Annotated in this window: 21 protein-coding genes; 1 reads left to right on the top strand and 20 read right to left on the bottom strand. The window is 53.3% G+C overall.

All coding sequences use genetic code 11. From position 1 onward, the window contains the following. Positions 1-142 precede the first annotated feature (142 nt). A complete protein-coding gene (locus tag FPZ49_RS22260; protein ID WP_144851165.1) occupies positions 143-2,404 on the top strand; it encodes a helix-turn-helix domain-containing protein in 2,262 nt (753 codons plus the stop codon). 66 nt (positions 2,405-2,470) lie between these two features. Here the strand turns inward: FPZ49_RS22260 and FPZ49_RS22265 are convergent, their stop codons facing one another. The 20 genes from FPZ49_RS22265 to FPZ49_RS22360 all read right to left on the bottom strand — a co-directional run bounded on the left by FPZ49_RS22265 (position 2,471) and on the right by FPZ49_RS22360 (position 26,069). Next, on the bottom strand, positions 2,471-4,030 hold the full coding sequence (locus FPZ49_RS22265) for an extracellular solute-binding protein (RefSeq protein ID WP_144851167.1): 1,560 nt from the start codon (positions 4,028-4,030) through the stop codon (positions 2,471-2,473). Positions 4,031-4,097: 67 nt separating this feature from the next. Further along, positions 4,098-4,964: a carbohydrate ABC transporter permease gene (locus FPZ49_RS22270; RefSeq protein ID WP_144851169.1), complete on the bottom strand. Its 867-nt coding sequence runs from the start codon at positions 4,962-4,964 to the stop codon at positions 4,098-4,100. A 26-nt stretch (positions 4,965-4,990) separates the two neighbouring features. Then, positions 4,991-5,896, bottom strand: coding sequence for an ABC transporter permease (locus FPZ49_RS22275; RefSeq protein ID WP_144851205.1), 906 nt, complete (start codon positions 5,894-5,896; stop codon positions 4,991-4,993). Positions 5,897-6,177: 281 nt separating this feature from the next. Further along, positions 6,178-7,518 (bottom strand): LamG domain-containing protein, encoded by a 1,341-nt coding sequence (locus FPZ49_RS22280; protein WP_261381541.1) that lies wholly within the window; start codon positions 7,516-7,518, stop codon positions 6,178-6,180. A 274-nt stretch (positions 7,519-7,792) separates the two neighbouring features. Next, entirely contained in the window at positions 7,793-9,340 is a 1,548-nt protein-coding gene (locus FPZ49_RS22285; RefSeq protein WP_144851171.1) for a right-handed parallel beta-helix repeat-containing protein, read from the bottom strand. 26 nt (positions 9,341-9,366) lie between these two features. Beyond that, positions 9,367-10,983, bottom strand: coding sequence for an alpha/beta hydrolase (locus FPZ49_RS22290; protein ID WP_144851173.1), 1,617 nt, complete (start codon positions 10,981-10,983; stop codon positions 9,367-9,369). Positions 10,984-11,100: 117 nt separating this feature from the next. Beyond that, complete coding sequence (locus tag FPZ49_RS22295) at positions 11,101-13,125, bottom strand: heparinase II/III domain-containing protein (protein WP_144851175.1); 2,025 nt, start codon at positions 13,123-13,125, stop codon at positions 11,101-11,103. A gap of 21 nt (positions 13,126-13,146) precedes the next feature. Next, on the bottom strand, positions 13,147-14,190 hold the full coding sequence (locus FPZ49_RS22300; RefSeq protein ID WP_144851176.1) for an SGNH/GDSL hydrolase family protein: 1,044 nt from the start codon (positions 14,188-14,190) through the stop codon (positions 13,147-13,149). Positions 14,191-14,392: 202 nt separating this feature from the next. After that, the gene (locus tag FPZ49_RS22305; RefSeq protein ID WP_186446004.1) at positions 14,393-15,790 is read right to left on the bottom strand and encodes an extracellular solute-binding protein; all 1,398 of its coding nucleotides are present in this window, start codon (positions 15,788-15,790) and stop codon (positions 14,393-14,395) included. A gap of 83 nt (positions 15,791-15,873) precedes the next feature. Next, positions 15,874-17,025, bottom strand: coding sequence for a hypothetical protein (locus FPZ49_RS22310; protein ID WP_144851180.1), 1,152 nt, complete (start codon positions 17,023-17,025; stop codon positions 15,874-15,876). Between the two features lie 139 nt (positions 17,026-17,164). Continuing rightward, a complete protein-coding gene (locus FPZ49_RS22315) occupies positions 17,165-18,520 on the bottom strand; it encodes an ABC transporter substrate-binding protein (protein WP_186446005.1) in 1,356 nt (451 codons plus the stop codon). 66 nt (positions 18,521-18,586) lie between these two features. Then, a complete protein-coding gene (locus FPZ49_RS22320; protein ID WP_144851185.1) occupies positions 18,587-19,624 on the bottom strand; it encodes a glycoside hydrolase family 88/105 protein in 1,038 nt (345 codons plus the stop codon). A 178-nt stretch (positions 19,625-19,802) separates the two neighbouring features. Then, complete coding sequence (locus FPZ49_RS22325) at positions 19,803-20,735, bottom strand: ketopantoate reductase family protein (protein ID WP_144851187.1); 933 nt, start codon at positions 20,733-20,735, stop codon at positions 19,803-19,805. 211 nt (positions 20,736-20,946) lie between these two features. Beyond that, on the bottom strand, positions 20,947-21,555 hold the full coding sequence (locus FPZ49_RS22330) for a LysE/ArgO family amino acid transporter (protein ID WP_144851189.1): 609 nt from the start codon (positions 21,553-21,555) through the stop codon (positions 20,947-20,949). A gap of 12 nt (positions 21,556-21,567) precedes the next feature. Beyond that, on the bottom strand, positions 21,568-22,827 hold the full coding sequence (locus tag FPZ49_RS22335) for an MFS transporter (RefSeq protein WP_144851191.1): 1,260 nt from the start codon (positions 22,825-22,827) through the stop codon (positions 21,568-21,570). Between the two features lie 197 nt (positions 22,828-23,024). Further along, on the bottom strand, positions 23,025-23,486 hold the full coding sequence (locus FPZ49_RS22340) for a GNAT family N-acetyltransferase (protein ID WP_144851193.1): 462 nt from the start codon (positions 23,484-23,486) through the stop codon (positions 23,025-23,027). After that, complete coding sequence (locus FPZ49_RS22345; RefSeq protein ID WP_144851195.1) at positions 23,467-23,973, bottom strand: NUDIX hydrolase; 507 nt, start codon at positions 23,971-23,973, stop codon at positions 23,467-23,469. The genes FPZ49_RS22340 and FPZ49_RS22345 overlap by 20 nt, the downstream gene beginning before the upstream one ends. A gap of 21 nt (positions 23,974-23,994) precedes the next feature. Beyond that, positions 23,995-24,855 (bottom strand): aminoglycoside 6-adenylyltransferase, encoded by an 861-nt coding sequence (locus tag FPZ49_RS22350; RefSeq protein WP_261381542.1) that lies wholly within the window; start codon positions 24,853-24,855, stop codon positions 23,995-23,997. A gap of 4 nt (positions 24,856-24,859) precedes the next feature. Further along, positions 24,860-25,342, bottom strand: coding sequence for a DinB family protein (locus FPZ49_RS22355; protein ID WP_144851197.1), 483 nt, complete (start codon positions 25,340-25,342; stop codon positions 24,860-24,862). 19 nt (positions 25,343-25,361) lie between these two features. Beyond that, on the bottom strand, positions 25,362-26,069 hold the full coding sequence (locus FPZ49_RS22360; RefSeq protein WP_186446006.1) for an HAD family hydrolase: 708 nt from the start codon (positions 26,067-26,069) through the stop codon (positions 25,362-25,364). Between the last annotated feature and the right edge of the window lie 234 nt (positions 26,070-26,303).

The following is a 26,303-nucleotide window of genomic DNA, read 5'->3' on the forward strand; positions in this document are numbered from 1 at the left end:
TCTTCACCATTCCTCACGACTCGACAAACTGACCCACTTTTCTAAATTTTTGTTTATAATCAGGTTCGCTTACAATCATTCCCTGCCCATTTTATTGTGCTATAATAACTCCAACAAGTCAGAATCGCGATGGGAGGCTGCTATGCTCGCCAACATTTTTCCCCACAAAAAATACAGCGGGACCTTGTTCTATCGGCTGCTCATCAGCTTTCTGATCATCATCCTGCTGCTCGTGTCCTTCAATGTGATGACGTTTACCTTTTTCCGCAGTAATATCCGTGATGAGATTATTAAGAACAGCAGTCTGAATCTGAACGCCACGGTCGTCAATTACGAGAAGCACATTAAGCTAATCAAGAGCATGATGATCGGGAACTACTTTAACAATAAGACCGAAATTTTGAAGAACGATTCCCTGCCCTTCGACTACTATATTGCCAGCGAGATTCAAAAGGATCTGCAAAATACGCTAACCAACTCGCAGCTCTTTTTGTACAATGTCATTTACTATTTCCCACGCCAAAACTATGCCCTCGACAAAAGCGGCGCCAGTCCGACCGAAACGATGTTCAACAAATTTTTTCAATCGACGCAGTATACGAAGCAATTTTGGGAGCAGGAGCTTCAAAAGCCGTTTTCGTTCCACATTTATCCCGCCACGGACTTTATTGAGAAGAACAGCTTTTACACCAATTACCTGGGCCGATTTAATCCAATTGTGTTCAAAAGTGCGGCGAACCCGAACTTTGCGATCATTGGCATGCTCGACAGCGCCAAGATGTACACCACGTTCAGCCTAGTGCAGAAGGATACCTCGTTCTATATTTACGATGAATCAGGCAAGGAAGCGTTCTCCGCAACCAATCTGAACCACCCGGTACAGGTTAGGGCAGGCACGGAAAAGTCCGGACATTATGTGAGCGGCACGGACTACTATTTTTATCAAAAAGGTCTTGAGACCGGATTCACCTACTTGACGGTCGTTCCATTCGACGCCATCTCGACGCAAATTGTCCGTTTGAATGTCATCATGGCGGTGCTGCTCATCGTTTCCATTTTGATTGGAGTCGTAGTTTCGATCTTTTTTGCCGGGAAGTTCCACAATCCGCTCTCGGCGATCATTCGATCCATCCAAGAAATGGACAAGAACAAGTCTCCGGCGCTCAGCACCATCCAAGAATTCAATGTAATCAGCCAAAAGCTCCACGATTTATTTAGAACGAATGTCGACATTCACAACGATCTGCTGGCCAAAAATTCGCTGCTGCAGCATTACGCCTACATGAACAAAGTGAAAATGATCCATACCGACATTCAAGACGCGAAGCTGTCGATGGCCATCGACCGTCCCTTCCAGCTCATCCTGTATCAGGTCATGTACAAGGAGAGTCTGCTGTCCGAGATGGGAATGGACCCGAACCGGGCCTCGTACTATATCAAGGAATTCATTCATTCCCTCTTTACGCAAACCTACAAGGATTCATTGACGTTCCAGATTGAAAAGGATCAAATTCTTACGATTGTGTTTGTCGAAACCGTCGATACGTCCACGACAAAAGAGCTGCTGCATAAGGTCAGAGGCATTTTGGAGCTGGATGCGGGGTACTGTGACGTGACGATCGCGGTCAGTCCGGTCAATGCGAATGCCATGGAATTCAACGCCATGTTCGAGCAGGTGGGCCAGCTGCAGAAGTGCCGCAAGCTGGGCGAAGGCGTCCAAATCATCTATGACAAAACGGAGCTTCCACCGGAAATCTGGTTTTCGCAGTCGGATCTCAAAGAGCTTACCGCCAATTTATCCTCCGGCAACGAGACAATTACGATTCCGCTAGTGATGAAAACTCTAGAGCACGCCGTGAAGCGGGATGCCTCCCTGTTTCAGATCAACTCCTTATCCAAGGAAATTGTGAACCTCATCATCAAAACAATGTATTCGATCAATATTCCAATCTCTTGGCTGGACGACAAGCCGTCACCGGCTGATTCCCTGAAGGATTGCCGCACGCTGGAGCAGTTTCAGAGCTATTTCAGGGAGTTTCTCACCCAGTCCGCAAGCGTGATCAAGCAAAAGAAGGAAGCAACCGATCACATTACAAGCTTCGTGACGACGTATGTGAACGAGCATTTCGGCAGCGATCTGTCGCTGGACGTGCTGGCGGATAAGCTGAACATTACCGGCGCCTATTTATCGACTTATTTCAAGGAAAAAACGGATATCAACTTCAGCGAGTACGTCAACTCGGTGCGCATGGATAAGGCCACGGAAATGCTTCAAAAAACCGATCTGAAAATCCAGGACGTCGCACAGCTCGTAGGCTATTATACCGTTGCATCGTTCAACCGCATGTTCAAGAAGCATACCGGACTCACCCCGAGCGAGTATCGCCGAATGCATTTGGGGTAAGCGTGGATCAAAAAAAGGACTAATCAAGGGCTGCTAAACTATGACCCCGATTAGTCCTTTTTCACCTTATTTCTTCGCGGAGCGCTCGTACGCTTTCTTGTAAATATCCAGCGTCTTGTCAATACCCAGCTTTTTCATTTCATCCACATATTTCGGCCATTCTTCCAAGCTGCGTGTACCCATGATGAACTTGGACAGGTTCTCGTCGCGCTTCTTCGTGATTACGTCGCCAACCGTCGTCAGCACTTCCGTCTCTTGCGCGTTGAACGCCGGACGAGGCTGCTGCTTGCTGTCATACTTCGGTGCTTCCTTGTAAGCTACTTGCAGCTCTGGAGAAGACAATGACAGATGGGCATCGTAGTCGAACCAGGCGTACGTACCGTCTGTCGATAAGCCGGTCTTCTTACGCAGATCGGAGACGTCGGCGAATTTTTCGATAAACGTCTTCTTGCCGCCCTCGTTCTTGAACGTCGTGCCTTCCTTCCCCCAGCTCGTAAGCGTACGGCCTTCGTCGCTGTAGAAGAAATCGATGTATTTCAGGACGTCCTTCAGCTTCTTCGAAGTGGAAGATACCATTAAACCGGATTCGACGTATTGAGTGAAGGCATTTTTCTGAAAGCCGTTCACGCCCGCAGGGGTTGGCATAAACGCCAGGTTATACTCAGGCATCGATTTGCGCAGGGCGGTGTTGAAGAAGTCAATCCGGCCGATGTAATCGACGGTGACGAAAGCCCGTTCCGTTGACATCAGGTCCTGCCACTGCTTCGTATCCACAGTCATGAAATCTGGCGGGATCAAGCCTTCCTTGTAAAATTTATTTAGGTAGGTCACCATCGTCTTGAAATTGTCTTCGGTCGGACCGTATCGCCATTCCTTCTTATCGAAGTCGTAGTAATAGTCCCATCCGGTGTTGAACGCCGGTGCAAAGTTGCGGAGATACAAAATCGCCGAGTCCGTACCTGCGCGGTAAGCAAACGGATAGCTGTTCGGATATGCCGCTTTGATCTTCTTCAGCGCCCCGTACAGATCATCCCAGTTTTGCGGTAGCGCAATCCCCAGCTTCTTGAACACATCCTCGCGGTACATCCAGTTCATCCGGTTCGTTTCGCCGATGCCCTCATTAGGCAAAATGTACATTTTGCCGTCCGCAGCGATCGCATTTTGCGTTTCAGTCGGGTACTTTTCCATCCATTTCTTCAGGTTCGGCATTTCATTGACGTGCTCCAAAATGTTCACCAGCGCGCCCTGCTGCCCATATTTATCCGCCAGCTTCTTATCCGGCGTATACATGATATCCGGCAAATTGCCCGAAGCGATCGTGATGCTCAGCGTATCGGCGATATTGCCTGACGGCACCTGCACATCCAGCGTGACACCCGTTTTCTCCTCCAGCATCTTCCATACCGGCGCATTCTTGTCATACGGCCAGCTCGGGTGTGAGTTATCCAGCATCGTAAACGTTTGCTTCACCGGTGCTTGAGCCTGTGGTGCCTGCTGCTGCGTTCCGCTCGGTGTGGAAGCAGGCGCGCTGCCCCCTGCAGGAGCTTGGGTTGCGCCACCCGAGCAGCCTTCCAGAACGGATACGGTCAAGCCGGCAATCAACAACATCGACATCCCTTTTTTCATAGAGCCAGTCTCCTTTTTCTTGTTTCTATATTTAGAAATCATTAAACCCATGGATAAGCGGATTTGATCAGCCTTTTACGGAACCGATCATAACCCCTTTGACGAAATACTTTTGCAGGAACGGATAGACGAGCAGGATTGGTACGGTAGATACGACGATGGTTGCGAACTTCAAGGAATCCTCCACCACCAAGTTATCTCCGCCTACACTGGAGACGTTGGCAGAAATGATCTGCCCTTGCAATACGATATTGCGCAGCACCACCTGCAGTGGAAACAGGTTCTGATCCCGCAGGTACAAGAGTGCCGAGTAGAAATTGTTCCAAATCCCGACGGCGTAGAACAAGCCTATCGTCGCAAGCACGGCCTTCGAGAGCGGAAGCACAAGCCGGAAGAAAATCCCCAGATCGGTCAGCCCGTCGATTTTGCCGGACTCCTCCAGCTCCTTCGGCATCGCGGAGAAAAAGGTGCGCATGACGATTAAGTTCCAGGTGCTGATGGCCGTCGGCACGATCATGGACCAGATGGTATCGATCAGCCCGATCTGCTTGACCACCAGAAAGGTTGGAATCATGCCCCCGCTGAAAAACATCGTGAACACAATCATCATCGTAAACGTTCGATGCAGCGGCATCTCTTTCTTCGAGATGGCAAACGCCCCCATAGAGGTCAGGAACAAGGACAGCACCGTACCCATAACAACGTAGAGAATCGTATTCACATAAGCGCTCGAGATCCGTGGGTCCTTGAGCACGATGTCATACATTTTCAGGTTAAACCCTTTAGGCCACAGCGTAATCTCACCCTTCAGCACATAGATGTCCTGGCTGAACGATACGGCGATCATGTACAAGAAAGGATACAGCGTGGCGACGACCACGACAAGCAGCAAAGCGGTAATGACTAGATCGGCCCATCCCCATTTGGCTTTCATCGGTGTTCTCTTCTCCTCTCTGCCCGCTACCACAAGCTGGTTTCGCCGAGCCTTCGGCCGACCCAGTTGGCGGAAGTAATGAAGATTAGACTCACGATGCCTGTAAACAGGTCGATCGCCGTCGCGTAGCTGTAGTTTCCTTGGCTAATCCCCGTCCGGTACACATAGGTGCTTATAATATCCGCCGTTTCGTACACAGCCGGGTTGTACATCAGAAACACCTTTTCAAACCCGATATCCAGCACGTGCCCTACGTTTAAAATCAGCAGAATGACAATCGCCGGAGCGATCCCGGGAAGAGTGACGTGCACCATCCGCTTCCACCTTCCGGCTCCATCCATCTCCGCCGCTTCATACAGCTGGGGATCGATCGACGTGAGAGCGGCCAAATAGATGATCGTCTCCCACCCTACGTGCTGCCAAATTTCCGATATAACGTAGATCGGACGAAACAGCTCCGGCACCGCCATGAAGTGAATCGGCGTCATTCCCAGCGACTGCAAAAAATGATTCACGATCCCGCTCGAAGGCGACAAGAACATGAGCACCATACTCGCTGCCACGACGTTGGAAATGAAGTGAGGCAGGTAGCTGACCGTTTGCACGAAGCGTTTGAAGAAGACCCGCTTCACCTCGTTCATCAGCAAGGCGAGGATAATGGGAGCGGAGAAGCCGAAGACGATTTTGTACAGTCCCAGCATGATCGTGTTCCTCAGCAGCTTGAAGAAGTCCGGGTTTTGAAAAAACAGCAAGTAATACTTGAACCCTACCCAATCGCTGGCCCATACGCCCTTGAACAAGTTGTAATTTTTGAAGGAAATGATCAGGCCGAACATGGGGGCGTACTTGAAGATTAAGTAATAGAGGAATGTTGGAAAAAACAGAAGCAGCAAATACTTCCCTTTCTTCCAATGCTGCCACCGCGACTTCATCGCCTGTTTCGGTGTCGAGCGCGGGATTTCTTTCTTCGATGTAAGGATCGCTGTATTATCCATGGGCACCTCCTAGGCGTTAAGATTTCGTTATCATTTGCTTGAGCCTATCATAGCCCGGCCGGCGCTGTCTTGAATATAGCGAGCAATTCGAAAGGTTCGCTTTTTTTTAACTATCCATAAAATTGATAAGAATTCATGAATCTGCAAAAGCAAGCAAAAACGCAATCCCAGCGGCTTGCTTGCCGGGATTGCGTTTGTTTTGGGTGCATATTCGCTGCTTATTGCGTCATGGCGTTGTAGTGGGCCGTCAGCTGTGCTGGAGTCAGCTCGTAATCGTACACTGCCACCTTTCCAACCGCCCCCTGGAAGAACGAGTTCAGGTCGCGCGTACCAATTCGCATCGGTGCGGTTCCGTTGCCCGGAATGATGCTGTAATCAGATAGTTTGTCTTGATCGCGCAGGACGCCATTTTTGAAAATCTTGGTGTAGCCCGTCGTATAGGTTGCGTCCGTGTTCACGGTGTTGATGACCAAGGTATAGTGGATCCATTGGCCGGCGGTCACGGTATCTTGGAAATAGGACCCGGCTCCGAGTCCCCCGCTCAGGTTGAACGAGTACCCGCTGATCCGGTTCGGACGGTTCTCGGTGTTCGTGTAGCTGTACATCCGCGCGACCCAGGAATGCTGGCCTGAGGTTCCTTTCCCCATCCAATGAACATAGCCGCTGCTTTCCGCATGCGGGAATTCCAGGACATCCGGCCGCATCCAGGCTTCAATCGTGATGATCCCGGTGCGTGTGACCTCCAGATAATCGTTATCCGCGATCGTCATGTATTGATCCACACCGTTGAACGCAACGGCCGCTTCGCCGTTCGGCAGCGTCGTAGCCGTCGGGCTGCCGGTATACGTACCGGTCATCCCGTGTCCGGTCTGGTCCGTTGTGACGCTGGTCGAGATCGGCCAGTAGCCGACCGGACTATCGGCCAGCACGGCGTTATCGTAAGAAGAGGCGGTGACGATGTCCGCTACTTGGATATCGTCGAAGTGAGATTCATTGCCCGCGATCGAGATCAACCCCGCTTTCCCGGATGAGAAGGTGCTGTCTGTGGCTGTCAGCTCCTGTACGCCATTCACATAAAAAGCGAGGCTGGAACCGCTCATGTTGGCCTTGAAGGTGTACCAAGTGTTCAGGTTGAACGTATAGGCCTTGCTGGCAAGCGTCGTGATGGTGCCGCCCGCTTTTTTCTTCAGCCGCAGCTCGCCCAGCTCATAGACGAATAAGTAGTAATTGCTCGAATCCGTATATCGCCCAAGCAGTCCAGCGGTATAGCTTGTCGTGGAGCTCCAGGAGGTGACTTTTACTTTGCCCTGTACCGAATAATTGGTCCATGTGCTATTGCCGGCATAGCTGCGCGCCGTCGCGGAGCTCGTTGCATACACCTTCGTGCCGTCCGTAGCCACACTGAACGCGCCGATTTCCGTGGAAAACCCGTTAGCCACACTGTCTTCGAAATCCTCACTCAAGAGCGTCGCCGCCATTGCGCTTGGCATCGCAACGAACAGCGAAGCCAGCATCGCGACAAGCATAATCAAGGCCGACCATTTGCGCTTTTTAACCATTAAGTTCCTCTCCTTCACCGCATTTTAGATTCGGTTTGTCCGGTTGTGTCATGTCTGCATGCATCTGCCACTACCATCAAAGGCGTTCGTTTTCTGTTCGCGCACCTCCCTTCGTTTAAAAAAGGGAACCGTCACTATAGCGAATCTGTGAAGAAGAGTTCGGATCAGCTCTTGCACCTATCCTAATGTAAAATCAAGGCTGGTGATGATTGCTGTTATTTCCACTTTTTAACTTTTATTTATAAATCAATAAAAATAATAAGAATCTAAAACTTTACTTACCTCCCGCCGTCTGATTGACCAGGTTCGATCCACGGTTTTGCTCGATTTGATTATCCTTCAGAACGATATCGGTGCCTTGCGCAATCTTGACGCCGTTGCTGTTGCCCGTCACCTTATTGCCGGAGATTTGCACGCCTTTCGGGTCGCCTTCGCCGATGGCCTTGGCATTCTTATCACCTGGATCGTGCGTGAGCAGAATACCCCAAAAGTTATCGGCCGTGTTGTCCGTGATTTGGTTGCCCCGCACAATCGTATCCGGTCCATTCTGGATCGTAATGCCGGTGCCGTTCTTGACCTTGCTTCCGGTAATCGTGTTGTTCTCGATAATCGTCTTCGGGCTGCCCATCGTGACCGTGATGCCGTTGCGCGAGCCTGTGATCGTGTTGTCGTGGATGTAATTCAGCGGTCCTGATGCCGAATGATTGCTCGGAGCGGTGCCGCCCGTATTGCCTAGTCCGATGCCTGCGCCGCCGGTAATGTTCTCCATTTTGTTGTTGTAAATCTCATTCAAATACTCCAATTCTCCGTGCAAATCGATGGAATCCAGCTGCGTCTGGTGGAACGTGTTGCCGCGCACGGCATTGTTATGCGAGTAAAATTGGATCAACACGCCGTGACGAATATACGGCCCCTCGAAGCGGTTGTTTTCTGCCAGGTTGAACAAGGAGTCGTTATCGGTCCCTTTGCGGTCCGTCTTCGGGATCCCTTGGAACGTGATGCCATACCCTGCTCCACCACCGCCGAGATCGGTAGCATTACGAAACAGGGAGTTGCGGACAATGACATCCCGGCTGTTGCTGACGCGTATGCCCATGCGCTGATACTTTTCCACAGTGACGTGATCGATGGTAATGCTGCGCGAGCCTTTGCCGGATGCATCCTCAATATAGATGCCGGTCACCGGACCGCCGCGATCCGGATTGTTGTTCACATGGTCCGTTGTATATTTGCCTTTGAAAACGGAGCTGACCGTCAGGTTGGAGATGACGATATCCTCTAAGCCCAGCGCTTTGATGACTTTCGTATTTGAGCCGCTCTTATCGAAGCTGGACAGCAAAATCACCTTATCCTGGCTCTCTCCGCGCAGGTTGACTCCGCTTTTGAGCTCGATATTGGCCGCTTTGTCAGTGGACAGCTCGCTTTTCAAGTTGTACACGCCGTTCGGCAAATACACCTCGTCCCCCCGCTGAGCCGCTTTGATGGCCGCATTAATGGCGATGGTGTCGTCCTTGTCGTTATCCGCCGGATCGGCGCCTAGCTCGACGACGTTGATCGTTTTGCCTTTGACGGGGTTGTCGGCGTGCAGCTGGTGCGCCGCTCCGTCGGCATTGTACAGCCCGGGCTTATCGGGCGAAGCCAGCACCAGGGGCTTCGGCTCTGCAGTTGGCAGCGCAGCGGCTGGTGTGGCCGTTGGTGCCGGCTGCGCTGATCCGGTGGCATTGCTGCCGCTGCTCGGCTTTTGCACAGCGCACGCAGTTGTGGCGCACATCGCGATAGCCGTGGCTGCGATGAGGAGTGAAACTTTGATCGAGGCTTTCATTTATCGTGTCCTCCTTGTTGTCTGAGTTACGGTGCCAATTCCGCCTTGTATACGATCGGCTCGGAAACGGCCGCGTTCTTCACGTAGCGGTCCATGAACGCCCACGCTTCCTTTGTCGCCTGAGCGGCAGCGTCGCCGGTAAAGCCGTGACCCTCGCCGGGCACCGTTTTAAAATCGACGACCTCGACCCCAGCCGCCTTCAGCTGCTCGGCAAAGGCCACGCTGTCCGCGTACGGAATCGTCGAGTCCGCCTCCCCGTGCCGGATCCAGAATGGCGGATTTGAAGCTGACGCATACGTGCCAGGCATCGCCTGCTTCGCCAGCTCGGATACGGACCTCGCGTTCTTCCCACCTAGCAGTGCTGTAACCGAGCTGTACTTATTGGCAAAATCAGTCGTAAAATCGGCCGGGCCATACCAGTCCGCGACCGCCTGCACCTTGTCCGAATACTCGGCCCAGCCTCCAGTGCCCTCCAGATCGATCTGGCCGGAGACGAGATCCCCTGTCGTGCCCAGAAGCGATGCCAGGTGGCCTCCGGCGGACGAGCCCCACACCCCGATCCGCGACGGATTGAGATGATACTGCTCGGCGTGCGCCCTTAAGTAACGGATCGCCAGCTTCACATCCTGCACCTGAGCCGGAAACGGCGCTTCCGTCGTAAGCCGGTAATCAAGCGTCACGCCGATGTAGCCCCGCTTGGTCACATAGCTGCTGATCGCGCTCAGCGCATCTTTCCGTCCGCCATGATTCCAGCCGCCGCCGTGAATATAGACAACCACAGGCATGGGGCTGTCGGGAGCCACTTCCGGAACGGCGATCGACGTATACAAAGGCCGCTTCCCTGCCGTGCCGATCTCAACGTCTTCATACATTTTAACCCCTTTCGGTGCGTTAAAGGGCTTATTGACCGTTGCAGCGAGCGCATCCGGGGATTCTCTAACCGCAGTCGCCGCAGATGCCACGCCAGGAATGGCTTGCCCTGTAACGGACACGCTGTCGAGGTACAGATTGGCCTTCACGGTATCCTCCGTGCGGAATCGAAGCTTGACATGGGCATTGTTGTCAGCGGCATCGCTTAAGGCCCAGGACTTTTTCTTGATCCCTTCACTACTCTGGCCTTGCGGCGGCTTGAACTGCTCCAGCGTAGTCCACGTGACCCCGTCATCCGCGGACCACTCCACAACGACGCAACCGCTGGTATAAGACGACGCCCTAGTCGCATAGTTCAGCTTCAGATGGCGGAAGCCTGTCGTGTCGAGCAGCAGCGAGAGGGCATCCAAGCCGTCCAGCTTCACCATATTGGGCAGCGAGGGAGCCGCAGAGGAGGCGGAGGTTTTGGCCACGTTCCCGCCCTTTCCTTCCTGGACCCATGGCGCCGGCACCGCAATGCCGCCGGTAGAGCCATAGCTGTCCGGATCATCAAACTGGTCCGCGAACAGCTCCACCACCGGCTCCGAGGCTTCTGCTGCCACTGGCGCCACCACAGGAGACACTGCGGCTGACTCCAGCTGCGCCGAGGCCGAAGCCGACGGGATGACGGAAGAACCCGTCAAATGTAAGCCCGCACAGGCCGACAGCGCCAGCACCGGGAGCAGCCCGCCTAGGCGGAGTAAGCTTGCTTTTTCACCTAGCAATCGCTTCATCGGTTCCCCTTTCCCATTCCAGCTTAAAGAGGTATTTAAACGGAAAGGCGGCCTCTCCCGGTTCAATGTTCGAAAGGAAAATTCCGCCTCTCCATGCTCCATACATGCATCCATCAACTAAACTACACTGACACGTATCCCTGCCTCGACCTCCAGCGCGCAGCCCCAGGTTTGGCCCGCGACATGCAATTGAACCGCCTTGTTCCCGGAAGCATCCGTACCCAGCCAGACGATATCCACCGGTTCCTCGCCGGCCCGATACACCGTCACAAATTCGGCCATGCGCCCGGTTTGCCGATGAAGCAGTCCATGGAACGATCGCGAAGGGTCTTTCGAGGTACCAGGCGTTTGAACGATCGTTAAAGCCGAGGTCGGAAACGCCAAGCTGGACATCGTAACGCGTCCTCCTCGCTCTCCCTCCAGCAGCGTTTGGCATAAAGCTCCATACTCGCCTTTCCAGGTCAGCCTCCGCTTGACATAGGAATAAGCTCCTTGCTCCTCCAATACGCCTTCGTCAGGCCGCCAGTGATTCGGCTGCGAAGCCGTCAGCACCGGTGCGTGCATCCACCAGTCGATCTCGGCCGCTTCCTCCAGCTCCACCACATACCAGTCCAAAAGCCACTCTTTGGTTAAGTACAAGTGCCGGTTCAACGTGCACCCTTCAAAAGCCTCCCTCGACCGCAACCACGAGTACACAGCGCCATCCACTTGCTGAAACGAGACGCACTCACCTTCATGAGGCTGCTGGGACTTGCCGCCGACCAACACCGTATTGTGGCTCGCCGTCGCCGCATACCATTCTTTTCGCAGCGCCGATCCGTAAGGCACCATGCCAAGCTCCGGGGCAATCCACTCCCCTTGCAGCTCCAGGGTCAGATGCAGCTTGTCAAAATGCCCATGCGACCCGCCATGCTTGCCGAAGTCGGTGTAAAAAGCCAGCGGACTGCTCTCCAACCGCCCTACTACGAAGCCAGACGCTTCGAAGCATACCGCAGGCTTAAGAATCGGCTTCGAATCCACCATTCCGTCGCCCTCCCCTAACAGCAGCGCCTCAAGCCCTGCTCTAGCCCCTTCTTCATTCAGCGTCCGATAGACCGCCATGAGCAACGGGATATATTCCGGCTTCTGGTAGCGCATCATCCCGATTTCCAAAATTTCCGCAATCTCCCGCGAATACGGAACACGCTCGTACGGACCATCGTGCAAGGAAGGAAGCTCACCGCTGCCGCTGGCCAAAAGCACCAACGCATCCAGCATGCCCTCGAACGATTGCCCCTGCTCTCCCTGCATGTCGTAGACGGAAAAATCGAGTCTAGTCGCCATTTCCGCTGCGATCAGATAAGCCCGAAGCACAAACACGTGGTAATACACACTGCCCTCGTATTCCATCTGATCCGGCTTTACCCCAATGGTCAGGTGATGGCGCAGACCTGCTTTTCCCTCGATAATCTCACGCATCTTCACATGATCTTGCTTTAAAGCGTAAAGACAAGCCAGCTCCGCATTCAGCCAAGCGGTGTAGTTGCTCTCCGGCTTTTGACGTTCTTCCACCAGAATCTCACGAGCCTGAGCTACACTTTCTTCAAGCATCGAAAAGAACAGCCGGAACGGTTCATCGAGCCCGGACTTATCAAACACACCTTCATCCCGAAGCAGCAAATAAGCCCGCATCAACGTGGTCGCCCACGACGCCTCCGTCAGCGCTTGATGGAAAGCGCGTCCGCGAAGCATCCAAGGCTGCGAATCCGGATGAACCGGATAGAGCGGAAACTGCTGCGCATAGCGCTCTAAGATGCTGCGGCTCCACTCGGCATAGCGCAACTCCTTGGTGGCGGCATACACGACCGCAGCCTCCAGCGCACGGCGGGCCATCGCTTGATGCTTGAACACGAGCCACGCCCCACGGTAAGGCTCTCCCTCCAGCTTGCAGCCGTGAGGACACGTAAATACAGAGGCATCATTCTCGTGCGGATCAAACAACAGCTCGCTATGATGCTCCGGGCAAACATATTGATGCCACCAGCCTCCCGGTTCGACCGGAATATCCGTCTCTACACGCATCGCCTCGTCCAGCTCCGCCTGCAGCTGATTTAATGCTGTCTGCGCCCAACCGTATCTTGCAACCTTATCTTCTATTTTCACGCCTCATCATTCCTTGTTCGTCTAGTTGGTATGCTTGGTCCGAAGCTGCTCTACGACCGGCCTCATAATTTCTGCCAAACGCTCACCCATCAGCAGGTGACCGTAATCCGACGGGTGGATCAAATCACTGGTTAGCGTTGTGAAGTCCGTCATAATCTCGCTGCCTTCAATGAGGTGCAGCTGGCGGTGATTTTTTTGCAGTGCATAGTTGCGCAAAATCTCGTTAAACTTCCGTTCGTGGTCTACGAAGGCGTGGGAATCATTTTTAAAATAGGTCGCCCGGTTCGGATAAATCGTCGTCAAGAAAATCGGCTTATCCCCATGGCGCTCCATGGCGCGATCCAGTACATAGCCTGCCCGGCTCTTAAACTCCTCAGGAGTAAACACCGATCGCATGTTGACACCCAGCTCGAAGAATGCAAAATCCCAATCGCTGCGCTCCGCAATGTGATCGGCAATCTCAGGCTCGCACAAGCAGGAACCGCTCAAGCCTAGATTGAGCACATCGACCTCGAGACGTCGGGCCGCCTGCTGGACATAACAGTTGTAATGACTTTGCGCGCCAGCCCCTTGTGTAATGGAAGAGCCGTAGGCGACAAAAGTAAGACGCGGAACCTCATCAGCCTGCGGAGGACGCACCTCATAACCATAGGCGTCGATATCGTAAAAGACCGCCGTAAACCGCTCGAAGAAAATGCGCCATACGCCCTGCGAAAACGCCCTATTGGACAAAATTTCCGGATTCACCTCTGCGAACCGTTCCGGTACCTCCAGTGTAATCGTCTGGATGGCGCCCGCCTGAAGCTGATGCGAGGAGTGGAAAAAGTCACCGCGAAATACCAGCACCTTCCCGCTCGTTTCCAGCGACGACAACGTCACCCGAACCGTTGGCGCCTCCGTAACAAAGCGGAGCTCACAGTTATTGGACTGGACCGCCTTGGTACGGCCCTTGTCCCCGATCGCATGCCGAACCTCTTGCGGAAACCGGTGAAGTCTCAGTCCTCCGAGATGCTCTTTCTTTTCCAATTGTACCGTGTTATGAAACTTGATTCCGTTATAGATCATGTCGTCACTCTCCCCAGTAGCAATCAAACTAGACTAGCCCGCCTCGATATGTAACCCTCTACTAACCCCGTAACTAACTATATATGACAATGTAAGCGCGGTCAACAACACATTTTCACAACGAACTTAGGACCAAAAGCGTCGCCCTAAAAAATAGGGGATTCGCATTGGACAAGTCCAATGATCGAATCCCTTTTACCCCTTACACTATGACTACCGATTCACGAAGCTTGCGTTCCACCCGGTCGCACAGCGTCTCGCGATCATGAAAACCGGACAAAAACAGCATGACGTCCCTCTGGATCGCCTTTAGCTGCTCATTGCGGAGTCCTAACGCCGTGATCAAATGATAGGTCGGCTCCAGCTCGCGGTACATGGAAAACCGGGATGGCCGATACGCCAGCTCGTCCTGCGACGATTCGCTTGCCCGCTCATGTGCGGGAATGTTCAGTGTGCGGGTGCGTAGACGCAGCTGCATCTCATATGAGGACAAAAACTGGACAAACCGCTTGGCCGCCTCTTTGGATTTGGACTTGCTGTTGACAGCGAGCCCGACAATGATCAAAAGCGTCTTGTTATCGCCCACATGAGGCAACGGCAGAGGCGCTACATCAAACTGTACCTGCGCCTGCTTCATTTCGTTCAGGAAAAAGTACGTCGTCATAATCATCGACACCTTCTCGTCCTGAAAAAACGCTTCCGCATCGTCGCTGCTCTCCGACAACATCGCCGGAAACACATCGGTGCGGCGAAGGAGCTCCCTGCACTCCTCCAGACCATCCATGAGCGGGGTTCCCCGCAGCTGATACGACCCCGTCTCGTCCTTATGGAACTCCGAACCGCTCTGCAGCAAAAAGATCGGCCAACGGTTGCGCGACGGCAAATAGAAGTAGAAGCCAAATCGCTCATTAGGGATGGCCAGCTGCTCTCCATAACGGAATAGATCGTTCCAGGACCAGCTGCGGTCCGGCTCCGGCACCCCTTGCTCTTGAAAATGATGTTTGTTGTAGCACAAAACAACCGGCGAATAGACGAACGGCTGAACGAGCAGCTGCCCCTCTCGACTGAAAGGCTCCGTTAAGAACGAAGGGAACGAATCGCCTGCTTCCAGCGGCTCGAATAACGGCGTACAGTCCTTTTCAACGAAGTCTTGGAATGTATTGTTGTTGATCAAGACGACATCCAGCAGCTCCGCTTCCATATATTCCTTCAGCGCTTTGCTGAAGTTCCCTGACGGCAGCTCCAGCGATTGCACTTGAATATGCGGAAACTGAGCATGAAATTCTTTGATAAGCGCTTCCATTTCGACTTGCTTGCCGAGCGAGCCGAAGTACCCGAACTTGATCGTCACACGCTCCGGTCCGGGGCTGATGACGCGATTGCCTACCCTAGGGATCTTCTCGATGAGTCCTTCGTCGACCAGCTGCTCCAAGCCCTTGCGGACCGAGCTGTTGCCGATTTGAAATTGCTTCTCGAGATCGCTCTCGGAGGGCAGGAAGGCTCCGATGGCCAGCCGGCCCGATATAATATCATCTCGCAAAGCTTGAATCATCTCGTCCAGTCGAAGCTGATACCCTTTGCGCGTCTTTTTCTTCTGCATAACACCCTCACCAATCACAAGCTCCCAAACGGCTGCGCTTTTTGCCTTTAGCATACCGGAAAAGCGCTATCAAAACAAGCCTATCAACCACTAATCCATTTCCTTCCAAGCGCAAGCTTGTGAGCCGCCTCGGCATATTTCGAATCGCCTGTCATGTGCGAAGCCAAGTCGAGGGCAAACAGGAGCGATTTGTAATCATAGGTCTTGATCGCACCCGATCGTCCGGCTTCTACGCCTGTCCGGGCATTGTCATAGACGATGTCGCCATTGTCGTTCATATTCGCGAGCACCCAATCCAGCCCTTTGCGGACCGCTTCTTTCACCTGACCCCGCAGTTCCTCGTCATGACACACATAATAGAAGCGGGCGGCGAACAGCATCCCTACCCCTTGGTAGCTGGCATCGCCTGCGCCCTTCTCGGGGAACATGCCGTCCGGCTTCATCAGTGTCAGCCCTTCCCGGGCATATGCCTCCGCTTCCTTAGCGAGCGCCTGCTCTCCCGTCAGCTCGGCGGTAAGACCCAGCGCTGCGGCATCAGCCCACCGGCGGTGTGAATAAGGCGCATTGTTCTTATTCCCGCGCGTCTTCACCTCGGGAAGCATCATCCAGTGCGCGACGGCACTAATTTTCGGCGTATACTTCGCCACCGTCTCCGTATAGGCCGGATCCCCGTTCTGCTTCAGCAGCAGCATGGCCCGTGACGAGGCCTCCAAGAAAAACTCCGTGCTGTGAAACGGATCACCCGTATCCGGGAAGCCCCCGTTCGCCCCTTGATGATCAAAGCCCCACTGGATCACCTTCATCCCGGTATCCATGATGTCGCTCTTCTTCGTCATCAGGCCCGCGATCACATAATCCGCTCCGTAGCGCTGCTGCTCGATATACATGACCGAGCCCTTCTTGCCTTGCTCCCAGTCGCTGTTCACGCTCACCGCCCCGCTTGGCGCGAACCCGCTGCCCAGCCGGGTCGGAAATTTATACAGCGCTTCCAGAAGCAAATTGTTCGTCATCGCAGCGATCAGCGTACCCCCGTTCCCTTGCCCCTGTGCTTGCGATGCAGCAGGCGGCGACTGAACCTGTGCACCAGCACTTGTTTGCTGCACTTCCATTGGCTCCTCCTTTACGCCTGCAGCGGCATTCCATGCCTTCGACGTCAGCAATCCGATGGCTGTCGAGCCGAGCACAATCGCTGCGAGCACGGCCACGAGCGTCGTTTGTTTCGTCCGCTTCCTCATGATGAATCCAGCCTCCAATGCGCTTCAAATCCATGTCTCATTGTCTTCTACTATACCGAGTCCACCCGCCGATTGCCATAAAAAAAAATGGAACCGGGCGAGAGCGTTTCGTCTCTACCCGGTCTTTTGCCATCCCTCGTTATTTCTTCTTTTCTTCGTCCAGCTTCTTATTGGCCACTTCCTCGGCTTGGCGAAGCGCAGTATTGATGTCCACATCCCCGGAAGCCACCTGCTTCATCGGAGCAAAATAAGCGTCTTGCAGCGCGTTATCATACTTCGTTTTTTGCGACATTTCGGCGAATTTGTTGAAATAAACGGCTTTCAGGTTGTGATCCTTGTACTCGCTTTGCTCGCCGAACGCTTTCTTCACTGCATCCGTCTTCAGCGCGGACATCGTGCCGGTCTTGGACAACTGCATTTGCACTTCGTCGGAAATCAAGTACTTAATAACCTCCATGGCATCATCCTTGTGCTTGGATTGCTTGGTAACGCTGAAATAGCCCGGATAAGGCTGCACGCCGACACCCGGCATATCTTTGAAGGTCGGAACGGAAACCATGTCCCAGTTGACGCCTTTGAGCTCTTTCGCATTCACCTGGAAGTACGAGCTCAAGTAAACAAGCATGCCCAGGTTCTGCTTGTTATGAAACTCGTCGACGTTCGGGATGTTGCCCTTTATCGTTTTCATATACTCCCGGTAGCCCTGCGGCTTCGCCGGTTCTTCATAAAGCGTGGAGTACATCTTCTTCCAGCGGTCGTCGGATAAGGAAGACTTGCCGGATTTCGGATCGACGATCGGCAGCGATTGCTGCGTCATGCTGAGCATTTGCGTGGTCGCCACACCAAGCCCAAGAAACTGCTTGCCATCCTCGAAGCGCGTCAGCTTTTTGCTCAGATCGAGTACCTCATCCCAAGTCATGCCATCCTTCGGGAGCGGAACGCCGAATTTGTTGAAAATGTCCTTGTTATAATACAGCGCCATGTTGCTGTTCGTGACCGGAATGCCCCAGAGCTTGCCGCCGGACAGCTTGCGCATCCCATCGAGAGCCGTCGGCTCCAGGTTCGACAGATCCACGTTATGGCTTTTCACCAGATCGTCCATGTCGAGCTGCATGTCGTACTGAAGGCTGCCGATAAACACCCGGATCGAATCAAAATAAATATCGATCACTTGGCCGGCTGCTAGCAGCTCGGGCAGCGTTTTGCCCTTTTCGTTGCGGATGTAGTTAATCTTGTAGTTCGGGAATTTCTTCGCGATAGCGTTTCCAAAACGCTCGTTAAAGCTCTCTAAAGAGTCGCCGCTGGAGGAAAACACGACCAGCTCCACCGGCTCACTGGACACCTTGGCAGCGGCCGGCTGCTCCGCCTTCTTCTCCGAGCCCCCTCCTCCGGTCTTCGGCGCTTCACCGGTGCTCGTTCCTGTTCCCGCACTGCTTGAGCATCCGGCGGCCAGCAAGGCCAGCGACAAAATGGCGGTCGTCATTCGTTTTTTCATGAAGGTCACCCCTGATTGATTTCTTTTTTGAACCAAATGCATTTGGAAGCGGTTTCGATAATCGGCTTACACGGCGCTTAAAGCGATCATGGCCAGCCCTTGGGCAAAATACGTCGGCGCATACTTCACGGCGTTGTAATCCTCCAGGTTCGGCATCACCGAGGTGCCGCCCGACGCGCTCGTCAGCTCGCCCTGCTCATTGATGTGACGGATCAGTGCGTTGATACCGCGATCATATTGCGTAACATAAGCTCGGTCCAAATAGCCCCGCTCGATGGCCTGCCCCAGACCGTATGTAAACGCTGCGGTAGCGGACAGCTCCAGATATGTATGCGGCGCGTTCATGACGGTGTGCCATGCTCCGCTCGTATCCTGCGCCTCGGCAACGCCTTTGATAAACCTCTTGAAATCGGCAATCAGCGTCTCGCGAAGCGGTTCCTCCGAGTCGAGCAGCGAAATCACTTCCGGGAAGGCAGCGGCATACCAGCCGTTCCCCCGGCCCCAGATGACTCCCCGCTTCTGGCGCTCATTGCCGTAGTACCCATGATACAGCAGTCCAGTTGCAGGGTCATGCAAATATTTGTAATGCAGCGCAAACTGCCTGACCGCTTCCCTTGCATACACTCGGCGCTTCGTCACCCGGCTCCACTGCGTCAAGAACAAACAGCCCATAAACAGGGTGTCCGCCCAAATTTGGTTCGGATATGAATTGGCCGTACACGAATGCTCGAAGGTTCCTTCCTCCGCACGAGGCGCTTCCGCCATGCACCAATCTGCGAATTCCTCGCATAGATCGTAATATTTTTGCTCACCTGTCCACTCGTACAGCTTCAATACCGCGAGCAGCGGGGCGGTGGTGTTGATGCTTTTGCCAAAATCCCGGCGCTCCAGGTGCCCATCCACCCAGCTCCGGATAAACTCCTTGTATTTCGCCTTATTCGTCGTCTCGTACGCTTTGACAAGCCCATACAGCGCCACGCCCTGGTGCCACTGCCAAATATTAGGTCCGATACCGGTATCGTTGTGCGGCTCGTCCGGGTTTCCGCCAATGGTGCGGTCGGCAAGGCGGGTTAGCAAATCGACTTTGGTCCACGCTCGGCTCATGCTCCTTACCCTCCACAATTAGGTTACATTTTCTGGTGCCTAACCTGATTATAGGGAAAGAGAGTGCCGGTTCAAATGAGGCGAATTTTACTTTATATCCATAATTTTTACTTGTTTCTGCAAAAAAGCAAAGAAAAAAGCCGACTCTTCATAAGAGACAGCTCATCTGGTTGGTCAGTCAGGCTTTATTGGGAGTGCTTCCCGATTCAAACGGCTTTATCAAGCCATACAGCGTCGAAACTGTCGGCAAAAGAATACCGGTCCCCGCCGCCATGCGGAGCGCTCCGCCTTGGAGGCTTTCGACCTCGAGCGGCAAGCCCTTGAGGAAATCCTTATGCATCGAGGAGGTGGACTCGCCGGGAAGCTTGCTCATCCGACCGACCGTCTGCTCCGCAAACCCTTCTGGCAGCGGTACGCCATTGGCAGCAGCCAACTCGGTCATCTCCGTCAGCACCCGATGGAACACCTCGCGGCTCGCGTCACAGGCGATCACTGGACCGATCGTGAGACGTGACGCCGTCGTAATCCCGGAGAATGCAGTAATAAAAGCGTACTTTTGCCAAATTTGCGCTAAAATGTCCTCGCGATACATCGCACGCATCTTCGCTCCGGCGCAAGCTTCGCTAAGCGCTTGGGCAACCGGCTCCTGCCCAGGACTCAGCGGTCCGAACACCATCTCCTGCGCCTGGCCGATTTGCACGATCGCCCCTTCCTCATCCAAGGTTGCGATCACTTGGCACATGCCTCCCAGCACTGCCGCTTCCCCAAAGGCTTGCTTCAGCACCTCAAAATGCTCGACGCCATTGAGCAGCGGCAGCACCAACGCCCCTCGCTCAACCAGGTTGCGGATCGAATCGATAACGGCTGGTAGCTGGTAATTTTTGACCGCCACGATCACCAGATCGCATGCCTTGATCTCATCGGCGTGAAGCGCCAGGCTGGCGTTGTGAAGCTCTGCATCCCCGTAATAGCTGCGAAGCCGCAAACCGGTGGCACGCAGCTGCTCCGCCCGTTTTTCCCGGACCAGGAAGGTAACGTCCAGGCCCGCCTCCAGCATCCTCCCGCCAAAATATCCGCCTACCGCGCCCGCTCCCACGATCGTTATGTTCATATGGATCATCCTCTCTCCGACTAGATCAGATCTGATATCTTCCAAGTTAAGTTCATCCTATGTTCATTCCCGATCGATGGAGGAATTCCCTGCTTCCTGCGATGAAAAAGTTTAGGCGTCGGTCACTGGCCTGCGCTGCTTCAGCCTTCACGAAACAACGGCAAGTAGTTGTTCGGGTTGTACGGATGCTGCGCGAACAGCCTTCTATAAGTTACAGAAGGCTAAGTAGGGAGATGATGCCAAACAGGATCACAATGACCCCGGAGATTCGATTTACCCACTTCAGCGCGCCCGTCTTGAGCCGATCCCGCCAAATGCCGACTATCACGCTGATCGTGAGCCACCATAACGCCGAGCCCGTAAATACCCCCGCGATAAAAGCAACTGTAGAAGATAAAGCACCTTGGCCAGCTCCTAGGCCCAGCCCGGTAAACAACCCCACGAACGATAGGATCGTCATGGGGTTGGACAAGGTCAGCATCAGCGTGCTGAGGTAAGCGCTGAGCAGCGATTCGCTCTTCGCTTTCGCCGGGTCCGTGGCTGGACTCGAGCGAAACGTTTGGATGCCGAAGTAAAGCAGGAAAAGGCCGCCGGCGGCTTGCAGCAGCATTTTTTGATCGAGCAGGAAGTTCATAATCAGCGTTAAGCCGAGGCCCGCGACAAGGCCATAGCAAGCGTCCGCCGTTGCCGCCCCCAAGCCGGATAAAAAGCCGTACAGCCTGCCGAAAGCGAGGGTGCGTCGAATGCACAGGATGCCGATCGGTCCGACCGGCGCAGCGATGGAAAGCCCTAGCAGCATTCCTTTTAGCAATGGCAGCATGATGAGCTATCGTTACACCCGCTTCGGGACGAACCGATTGCTGACCTCCCGGTCCGGGTCCATCCCCTTCGTTTCCTTCCCGAAAAACAGCACCGCCATCGCCCCGATCACCATCGCCACAAAAAAGATCACAAAAATCGCCGTGATCGCCGTCCCCCTCGCCACCAGCAGCCCTACGAGATACGGGCCGATGATGCCGCCAATCCGCCCAAAGGAAGCGGCCAGACCGACCCCGGTAGACCGGACCGCCGTAGGGTACAGCTCCGGGGTGTACGCATACATCCCGCCCCATGCCCCTAGGTTAAAGAACGACAGGCATATGCCCGCCCCGATTAAGCTCCCCTCCGTTGCAGCATTGCCGAACCATAACGCACTGCCCGCCGCGAGCAGCAGATAGGTTACTAAGACAAACTTCCGACCGAACGCCTCGATACAATACGCAGCAGTAAAATAGCCCGGCAGCTGCGCCAGCGTCATGATGAGGACGTATTGGAAGCTTTTGACCAGCCCAAAGCCCTTCATCACCATCACGGAAGGCAGCCACAGGAACATGCCGTAATACGAGAACACCACCATAAACCACAGAATCCAAACCGTCAGCGTGGATCGCCGATGATCTGCAGACCATACCGAGGCTACCCGTTCGCCAAATGGAAGCTTACGGCTTTGCTGCTCCGTATACCGCGGTGAATCTTGAATTGCCCGCCGCAGATATAGTGCATACAACGCTGGAAGCGCGCCGATAACGAATGCCATCCGCCACCCATAGTGCGGGATAACGAAAAACGCAATCAACGCCGATGCGATCCAGCCGACGGCCCAGAAGCTCTCCAGCAGAACAACGGCGCGTCCTCTGTCCCTCGGCGCCACCGATTCGGAGACGAGCGTCGAAGCGACCGGCAGCTCGCCGCCGAGCCCGAAGCCGGTGAAAAACCGCAGCGTACACAGCACGGTGAACGTAGCCGCCACCGCCGACAGCCCGCTGGCCGCGGAGAAGATGAGCAGCGTCCAGATCAGGATCGATCGGCGTCCATATCGATCCGCGAGCGAGCCGGCTACGACCGCTCCCACCGCCATCCCGACGGAATTGATCGCCGTCAAGAGCCCGACCTGCTGGGCGCTCAGCTTCCATTCCAGCGTCAGGGCGGCGGCAATAAATGAAATGATGCCCACATCCATCGCATCGAACAGCCAGCTGAGCCCGGCGCTGAACAACAATTTGCGTTGATTCGGTTCACGAAGTAATGACGCTTCTCCTTTTGCGTAACTCATTGGGCTAACCCTCCACCTCATTACATTTCAGTTAGTTTAGATTCACCGAAGCGGAGGTAATTTATGTATTTGGTTCCACTTGATTCCGAGTATAAGCTGCAGTACAGCCCAAAAAAACGCATCAGCAGGGGACATGCGTCTCCTATTGACGATACCATACGTATGAGGCGGCGCTCCATGATGTGCCTCGTCCGTAATCAGCCCAGCCTTTTCTCATAGCAAATGCTGTACTCGCTGCCCACATACATACCAAATTGCGCAATTTCATCGTACCCATGCTTTTCATAAAATTGGTTGGCTTCCGGCTGCATCGTTCCCGTTTCCAGTCGAATGAATTGGTACTTGCGCTCGACCGCTCTTTGCTCAAGGAAATGAAGCATTTGCGCGGCGATGCCTTGGTTTCTGTAATCTGGCGCTACAAAAAATCGTTTGAGCTCCACGGACTCCGAATCGAGCGGTCGAATCGCGCCGCAGCCAACGGCTTGGCCATCCACGTAAGCAACAATAAATAGAATCTCATGAATCTGAGGGTCTTGAAAATCTACCCCATGCACTTCTTCCGCTGGGTAACGGTCCAATAAATCGGCATCTAGCTGATCTATTAATTGCAGCAGGGCGGCGTTATCCGGCTTTACAATTTCAATTTCTGCTCTCGTCATCGTCATCGACACCTCTTAGATGTTGGGTTACACTATAATGGCGCTCCAGAAACTCTTGAAGAATGCGCCGATGGCTTTTTACCATATCCTCTGGCAGCTCGCTGGGGTGGTAATACTCAAAATTCAGCGCTTCAGTGGGGTCGATCACCAGCTCCCCCTCCACCTCCGTCGTATAAAATGCCGTCGTCACCGCATAAAACTCATCTCCATTGGCCGCCCGAATAAATTGCTCCGGACCCGAGTATATGTTGATCAGCTTCAGCTCTCCTGCGGTCAGCTGCGTTTCTTCAAACAGCTCTCGTCTGGCCGTATCCTCCACGGACTCCCCCAGCTCCATTAATCCGCCGGGAAGTCCCCATCGGCCATAAGGAAATCGGCGTTGCTGGATCAAGATCCGTCCGTCGGCATCCACCACGACAACCACCGCTCCGACCAAAATAAGTGGACGATGGCCCACTAAAGCCCGCAATTCATCAATATAGCCCAACCTTCGATCCTCCCACCTTCATCAAAAATATTCCGCATCCTTCGGGAGCTGCCGAACTTTATGCAGATAAGCCGTCACTCGCCGATCATCCTCCACTTGGTAGTCGTATCCCAGCCGCTCGGCCAACTCCACGCCAACTGTTCGCGTCAGCTCGCCCGTGGCCAGCAGCGCATCCCATAGCTCCTCATAACGGACACCAGGATATGTGCGAACAAAAGCTTCCCACAGCTCCGGCGATAAAAAGTCTTCCAGCCATTTTCCAGCCTTCCCCACATTCGCGGACCAGTCATGGTGAAGGCCCACATGCCACAAGAGCAGCTTGATGACAGCATCTTTGACGATCACATCCAGCATGAATTTGGCATAAGAGAGCTCCTCCCGCCATATCCCTTTGGCCACATTCGTCGAACACCACCAGATCTCATTGAGCACGTCATCATACTCTTGTTTCGACGGGCAATGGGTCACATAGGATTGATCGCTTGGCGGCGCATACGGCTTGATCCGCTGATCTTTATCCAGCAGCACCTTCGTTAAGCTATCTTCATCGTGAGCATTGATATACTCCACCTTTTTAAAGCTGAGATCTATTCGAACGCCATCCATAAACAGCATGAGAAAAATATACCATTGCTCCCCATGCTCCTGAATCGTATTTTGCTGCATCATAATCAGCTCACCAAACGTGCCGATCCATTCTTGATGGCGTGCATAATATTCCGGTTCATCTACAGCAAAAACCACATCGTAATCATTAAACAAATCCTGAGGTGCATTCGGATTCACTCTGGAACCGTTCAACAGGACGGCTCGGACCTTCGGGTCGGTTTGCGCGTATTGTTGGAGCTGGTCCAGCACTTCGTTTTCCGCTCGCATTCGCATGCTCTCACCTCTTACTCCTTGGAATCGAAGTGCTGATGTACTGCTCGTCCAACAGCATTTTGCCGATATACAGAATCTGCCCCAGATGCTCGGACATATGTGTCGCGCATTGCAGCAGGATGTCCAGGTTCGTTCGCTCATTTTGACGCACCGTTTGAGTTGCTTCGAGCATGTCGTCCGTCGCTTGACTGGTGGTGATTATCGTCTCTTCAAACGTGGCACGCATTAGGTCGAGCAGTTCCTTTTTCGCGGTGTAGGTGTACTCGAACTCTTGGTCCCGATCGCGAGAATATGGCTTCTGCAGGATCCCTTTACCCACGCGCTCGTTGAGATTTCCGCACATATGAATGATCAGATTGGCGATACTGTTGCTCGATTCGTTCGGCCGCCAGTTGACTTGCTCATCATTAAGCTGGTCAAGCGCCTGAGTTATACGGTTTTCGATGTCTCCGAACTTCTGGGCTAATAAAAGCTGGATGGATTCCATGGGGTCACCGCCTAAGGTATTATAATATCTCTCTTAATTCATGAATGGTTCTGATCATGGCATAAGGTTGAATTCCATTCCTAGGAATAAGCTCATTTTTTCTGTTATACCAGATTGCTCTGAGGCCCGCACGAATCGGACCCTCGACATCATTTTTCCAGGAGTCCCCTATAAACAAAGCCTCTTCTGGTCGAACTGAAAATCGTGATAATGCTTGATTATACATTTCGATATCTGGCTTCTCATGACCTACTTCTTCCGAAATGAGAATCGAATCTTTGGCAAATAAAGCTTTGATCCCCAGTGCGTCAATTTTATCGTGCTGCCTGGTCTTTAGTCCGTTTGTGACTATGACTAATTGGTAGACCGCAGAGAGGTCCGTTAATAATGCAACTAATTCCGGATCGGCTTTCATAAAGTGCAGGCTCGTTTCTTTATGAAGATCGTTGAAGTCGTCCGCGGTCTTCTCACCCATCTCACAATCCATGAGTGCCATTGTATCGATTAATCGTTGATTTCGGAATTCTCTCAGTGTGATCACCTGATTATGATAAAGTTGCTCATAAACTTTGTTCCTTTCCCAAAGCAGATCAAACAAAATCTTAGGATCGATGGCTTTGGTAGCCGGATGCCTCCGGAAGGTTTCGATCAAACTGTCCTTCCAGTAGTCATCAAAATGAATAAGAGTATCATCAAGATCAAATAAAATGACTCGGATGCCGTGCAATCCTGTATACCTCCTTTTTTCCACCAATTCCCACCTGAGTAATTCTCATTTATTCTACATCACGAGGAAATATCCTTTCTGAGCTAAGTTTCCAATCGGGTAGGAGGCTGCTCATTAATTGAGCAGCCGACCTCCCACACCACCGTACGTACCGTTCGGTATACGGCGGTTCCTAAGTTTACGTTGTGACTTGTCGGTAATAATCAGAAAAGAATAGGAATCCGAGTTCTTTGA

Origin of the sequence: Paenibacillus cremeus, assembly GCF_007786445.1 — a bacterium.
Classification (GTDB): domain Bacteria; phylum Bacillota; class Bacilli; order Paenibacillales; family NBRC-103111; genus Paenibacillus_G; species Paenibacillus_G cremeus.

Bases quoted from the DNA above. Each gene is read 5' to 3' on its own strand.
- FPZ49_RS22260 (WP_144851165.1), top strand. From the start codon at position 143: ATGCTCGCCAACATTTTTCCCCACAAAAAATACAGCGGGACCTTGTTC.
- FPZ49_RS22265 (WP_144851167.1), bottom strand. From the start codon at position 4,030: ATGAAAAAAGGGATGTCGATGTTGTTGATTGCCGGCTTGACCGTATCC.
- FPZ49_RS22270 (WP_144851169.1), bottom strand. From the start codon at position 4,964: ATGAAAGCCAAATGGGGATGGGCCGATCTAGTCATTACCGCTTTGCTG.
- FPZ49_RS22275 (WP_144851205.1), bottom strand. From the start codon at position 5,896: ATGAAGTCGCGGTGGCAGCATTGGAAGAAAGGGAAGTATTTGCTGCTT.
- FPZ49_RS22280 (WP_261381541.1), bottom strand. From the start codon at position 7,518: ATGGTTAAAAAGCGCAAATGGTCGGCCTTGATTATGCTTGTCGCGATG.
- FPZ49_RS22285 (WP_144851171.1), bottom strand. From the start codon at position 9,340: ATGAAAGCCTCGATCAAAGTTTCACTCCTCATCGCAGCCACGGCTATC.
- FPZ49_RS22290 (WP_144851173.1), bottom strand. From the start codon at position 10,983: ATGAAGCGATTGCTAGGTGAAAAAGCAAGCTTACTCCGCCTAGGCGGG.
- FPZ49_RS22300 (WP_144851176.1), bottom strand. From the start codon at position 14,190: ATGATCTATAACGGAATCAAGTTTCATAACACGGTACAATTGGAAAAG.
- FPZ49_RS22305 (WP_186446004.1), bottom strand. From the start codon at position 15,790: ATGCAGAAGAAAAAGACGCGCAAAGGGTATCAGCTTCGACTGGACGAG.
- FPZ49_RS22310 (WP_144851180.1), bottom strand. From the start codon at position 17,025: ATGAGGAAGCGGACGAAACAAACGACGCTCGTGGCCGTGCTCGCAGCG.
- FPZ49_RS22315 (WP_186446005.1), bottom strand. From the start codon at position 18,520: ATGAAAAAACGAATGACGACCGCCATTTTGTCGCTGGCCTTGCTGGCC.
- FPZ49_RS22320 (WP_144851185.1), bottom strand. From the start codon at position 19,624: ATGAGCCGAGCGTGGACCAAAGTCGATTTGCTAACCCGCCTTGCCGAC.
- FPZ49_RS22325 (WP_144851187.1), bottom strand. From the start codon at position 20,735: ATGAACATAACGATCGTGGGAGCGGGCGCGGTAGGCGGATATTTTGGC.
- FPZ49_RS22330 (WP_144851189.1), bottom strand. From the start codon at position 21,555: ATGCTGCCATTGCTAAAAGGAATGCTGCTAGGGCTTTCCATCGCTGCG.
- FPZ49_RS22335 (WP_144851191.1), bottom strand. From the start codon at position 22,827: ATGAGTTACGCAAAAGGAGAAGCGTCATTACTTCGTGAACCGAATCAA.
- FPZ49_RS22340 (WP_144851193.1), bottom strand. From the start codon at position 23,486: ATGACGAGAGCAGAAATTGAAATTGTAAAGCCGGATAACGCCGCCCTG.
- FPZ49_RS22350 (WP_261381542.1), bottom strand. From the start codon at position 24,855: ATGCGAATGCGAGCGGAAAACGAAGTGCTGGACCAGCTCCAACAATAC.
- FPZ49_RS22355 (WP_144851197.1), bottom strand. From the start codon at position 25,342: ATGGAATCCATCCAGCTTTTATTAGCCCAGAAGTTCGGAGACATCGAA.